Consider the following 4,055-nt stretch of genomic DNA (forward strand, 5'->3'; position numbering starts at 1 on the left):
ACAAGCCTATTGCGCTAAAAAGGTTGTAGCTACCACAGTGGGTAGCTACGCAAGATGAACGACCTGCTAAACAGGACCTGTTCTCTTTGAGAGTGTAAAGATAAGAATAGCTTAAAATAATTATAACTTTTTTCTTGACTTTACAGACAGTACCTTTTGACAAATAGAGCCATGATTGTTATTTGAGAGAAAGAATATTCTCCAGATCCACAGGCCGTCGGTCTTGCCATGCCTTGGCGTGGGCGGGAAGATTCTTTCAGAAGGACAAAAAGGGGAGCGAAGGCTCACTTCTGAAACGAAGATCCAGCGTACCTTCCCATAGAACAGGTTTCGAGTCATGCACCATAGAACAGCCTTGTCCTACAAATAATACTAAAAAGAATCAAAGGAGTAAACCTCTCCATCCAGATATTATATCATCCTCATAGTGTGTTTGAATTTTGCATTGTTTGATTTTTGCAATCATTCGTTTGAAACTTGTAATCACCACCTTACCCATTCGCCATACCTTTGTTCTATCAATTAAAACAAACAAAGACTATGGACAACAAAAAAGTATGGTTTATCACAGGAGCTTCCAAAGGACTTGGTTTATCCCTTGCCAGACAAGTATTGCAACAGGGAAACTTTGTCGCTGCAACCTCTCGCACACTTGATGCTTTACAAACAGCTATAGGAAAGGCCAATGATCATTTTTTACCATTACAGGTTGATCTGAGTAATGAAGACAGTGTAGCGAAAGCACTTGAGCAAACTCATCAGACTTTCGGACAAATAGACGTGGTAGTGAACAATGCCGGATACGGTATAGGTGGAAGTATTGAAGAACTCACAGACAAAGAAACACGTGATAGCTTTGATATCAATGTGTTTGGTACACTGAATGTTATTCGCAAGGTATTACCGTTTCTGCGTGACCAAAAGTCAGGGCATATTCTCAACATATCTTCTATCGCAGGCATTAGTGCCAATACAGGCTGGTCAATCTATGCGGCTACCAAATATGCTATCTTAGGACTTTCAGAAGTACTGGCAGAAGATGTACGATCATTGGGAATTCGGGTAACTGTCGTTGCACCGGGAGCTTTCCGAACCAGTTTCCTTTCATCTGAATCACTGGTAATGACACAAAATCCCATAGCCATATATGAAGAGGTGAGAGCTTCTCATGCCAAATACCTGAAAATGGATGGCCATCAGGCGGGCGATCCGGAGAAAGCAGCCGAAGCGATGATTCAGATCACAGAGGAGAGTAATCCACCCTTGTATCTATTGCTGGGAAGTGATGCCTATCAGCGAGCTTTTAACAAGCTGGCTTCTATGACAAAGGAATTCCAGTCATGGGAGTCTCTAACCAAATCAACTGATTTTACAAACTAATTTTTTATTTAATCATCCACAACACAATGAAAACACAACAAATATGGTTTGTGACCGGAGCCTCTAAAGGTTTAGGTCTTTCTCTAGTACAACAATTGCTTTTGCAGGGACATAAAGTAGCTGCCACTTCCCGCAATCTGGAGGACTTACGCAAAGCAGTAGGGACTCACACCAGTTTTCTTCCATTAGCGATGGATCTTAAAACGGAAGCGAGTGTAAAACAGGCAATCGAACAGACGATAGCCCACTTTGGGAAGATTGATGTAGTAGTGAACAATGCAGGGTATGGTTTATTGGGTAGCCTCGAGGAGTTAAGTGATGCAGAAGCCCGTGACAATTTTGACGTCAATGTATTTGGTTCTCTGAATGTAATTCGTCAGGTAATGCCTTATCTGAGAGAACAAAAGTCAGGACATATATTCAATATATCATCTGTTGGGGGATTCACCGGAAACTTTGGCGGTTGGGGTATTTATTGTGCTACTAAATTTGCTGTAGTAGGATTTTCAGAGTCGCTGGCAGCCGAAGTAAAAGAATTTGGTGTACATGTTACTGCCGTAATGCCAGGCTATTTCCGAACAGATTTCCTGACAGCCGGATCGATGGGCCTTCCCAAACAACAGATTGATGCCTACACACAAGTACGCGAATCTCAGGCATTCCATCAGCATAACATGAATGGCAATCAGATGGGAGATCCGGAAAAGGCAGGACAGGCATTAATTGAGGTTGCCTCTGCTGAAAATCCACCTCTGCATCTGTTCTTAGGAGAGGATGCCTATAACATGGCTTACCAGAAGATGGACGCTGTAAAGAAAGATGTAGAAGCCTGGAAAACACTGACTATCAGTACAGGTCTTGTTCAGGCCTCTGCTTCAGCAACAGTATAACTACTAATAATATATACACTCACCAAAAGTCTGGCAGATAGTAAATGTATTCTGTCTGCCAGATACAAATATAACTTTGTGAATAACTATGAACAACAACAAATCATACATTGGCATGTGGGTAACCGGAGACGGGTATATCCGCCAGGAATTATTACCCAATGGGCGTTATGATGAAGCCCGTGGAAAACGGCAAAGCGCCTACACAGGCAGTTACACCATTGAAGGAGATCATATTGAATACATTGATGATACCGGATTTACAGCCTCTGGAGACTTTAAAGATGACGTTCTCTATCATGGTGGGTATATTTTTTATCGGGAAAAATAAGTAAGTAGCATAGATTATATGGTGACATATAATCTATTTGCTAATTTTATAGAAACCATTTTCAGCTGTATAACCTTATAGAATCAACTAGCTGGATTATTGTACATGATGAAGTTGTTTAGGATAATCTTATAAGGCTTCAAAGGCAGATTAAATACAAGTTGTATAAGAACTAAAAATACCTGTGCTGCGCCTTCTTCCCATCGTTGGTGTTATCACCAACGAGTTGTTTCCTATCGTTCAGGTTGGTGATAACACCAATCTGGGGATTGAAATTAAGGCATGCTACAAAATCTGCTCGTTGAGCTGGTTTAAAACTTATCCTAAACAATTTCAATAAAATTTGTTTTATATGATTGAGACCCTGGAAAATTTTTATCAGCAGAAGTTTAACTGGATGCCTGACAATTTAAAACAGGACATTGGACATTTCAATGTATTCAGGCTGGAAGATTGTCTGGGACATGGAAGTACGCCAGTCAAGTATAGCAGAAGGGATTTTTATAAGGTTAGTTTAATCAGAGGAAAAAACAGATACCACTATGCTGATAAAAGTATTGAAATCGCAGGATCTACTCTGATTTTTTTTAATCCCAGTGTGCCCTATACATGGGAGTCTCTGTCAGATGATAAAACAGGATTCTTCTGTATCTTTAAAGAGTCGTTCTTTACAGAAAAGATGCGAGGCAATATCAATGAGTTGCCTATGTTTATGCCAGGTGGAAAGCCCGCTTATCTATTAAACAAGACTCATGATAAACGGGTTAGTCAGATTTTTACCAAAATGCTGGATGAAATAGATTCAGAATATCGGTTTAAATATGACCTGTTACGTAATTATGTAACCGAACTGATTCACTATGCGCTAAAGATGGAGCCATCAGAGACACTGTATCAGCATCCTGATGCCAATACGCGTATTACGGCTATCTTTACAGAGTTGCTGGAGCGACAGTTCCCGATTGAGTCCCCTTCTCAACGGCTTTCGTTACGGTCGGCTACGGATTATGCCGAGCAGTTATCAGTACATGTAAATCATTTGAACCGGGCCATCCGATTGACTACCGGAAGAACGACGACCGAACACATTGCCGAGCGGATTGTGAGTGAAGCAAAGGTATTGCTGAAACACACAGATTGGAACGTGGCTGAGATTAGTTACTGCTTAGGGTTTGAGGAGGCCGCCCATTTCAACAACTACTTTAAGAAACATACGCAGCTAAATCCTACTTCTTTCAGGGCAATTTGATGATATTATTAAGACTACATGATAGAAAAGTAAAGTGAAAACGTCTTATTTTATATAAAAGCTAAAAGTACTTAGTAATCCAGTCATGGTCGGAAGAAATATCTTCCGACTTTTTTATTTATTGGCAACAAAATACAAGAGTGATAGAATATGGCTAACTTACTTATATAGAGTATGTTCATCAAAGTAAGGCTTTATCTGTATG

General features: G+C 40.4%; 4 protein-coding genes. All 4 read left to right on the forward strand.

All coding sequences use genetic code 11. The annotated features are described in order from the left end of the window. Window positions 1-540: 540 nt before the first annotated feature. The 4 genes from QNI15_RS38725 (at window position 541) to QNI15_RS38740 (ending at window position 3,850) form a co-directional block, all read left to right on the forward strand. Complete coding sequence (locus QNI15_RS38725) at window positions 541-1,380, forward strand: oxidoreductase (protein ID WP_314037568.1); 840 nt, start codon at window positions 541-543, stop codon at window positions 1,378-1,380. 26 nt (window positions 1,381-1,406) lie between these two features. After that, window positions 1,407-2,270, forward strand: a complete 864-nt coding sequence (locus QNI15_RS38730) for an oxidoreductase (RefSeq protein WP_313977506.1) — start codon at window positions 1,407-1,409, stop codon at window positions 2,268-2,270. 88 nt (window positions 2,271-2,358) lie between these two features. Continuing rightward, complete coding sequence (locus QNI15_RS38735; RefSeq protein ID WP_313996070.1) at window positions 2,359-2,601, forward strand: Atu4866 domain-containing protein; 243 nt, start codon at window positions 2,359-2,361, stop codon at window positions 2,599-2,601. Between the two features lie 352 nt (window positions 2,602-2,953). Then, entirely contained in the window at window positions 2,954-3,850 is an 897-nt protein-coding gene (locus QNI15_RS38740) for a helix-turn-helix domain-containing protein (protein WP_314037570.1), read from the forward strand. Window positions 3,851-4,055: the final 205 nt, after the last annotated feature.

It is taken from the genome of Xanthocytophaga flava, assembly GCF_030068545.1.
GTDB classification, from domain to species: domain Bacteria; phylum Bacteroidota; class Bacteroidia; order Cytophagales; family 172606-1; genus Xanthocytophaga; species Xanthocytophaga flava.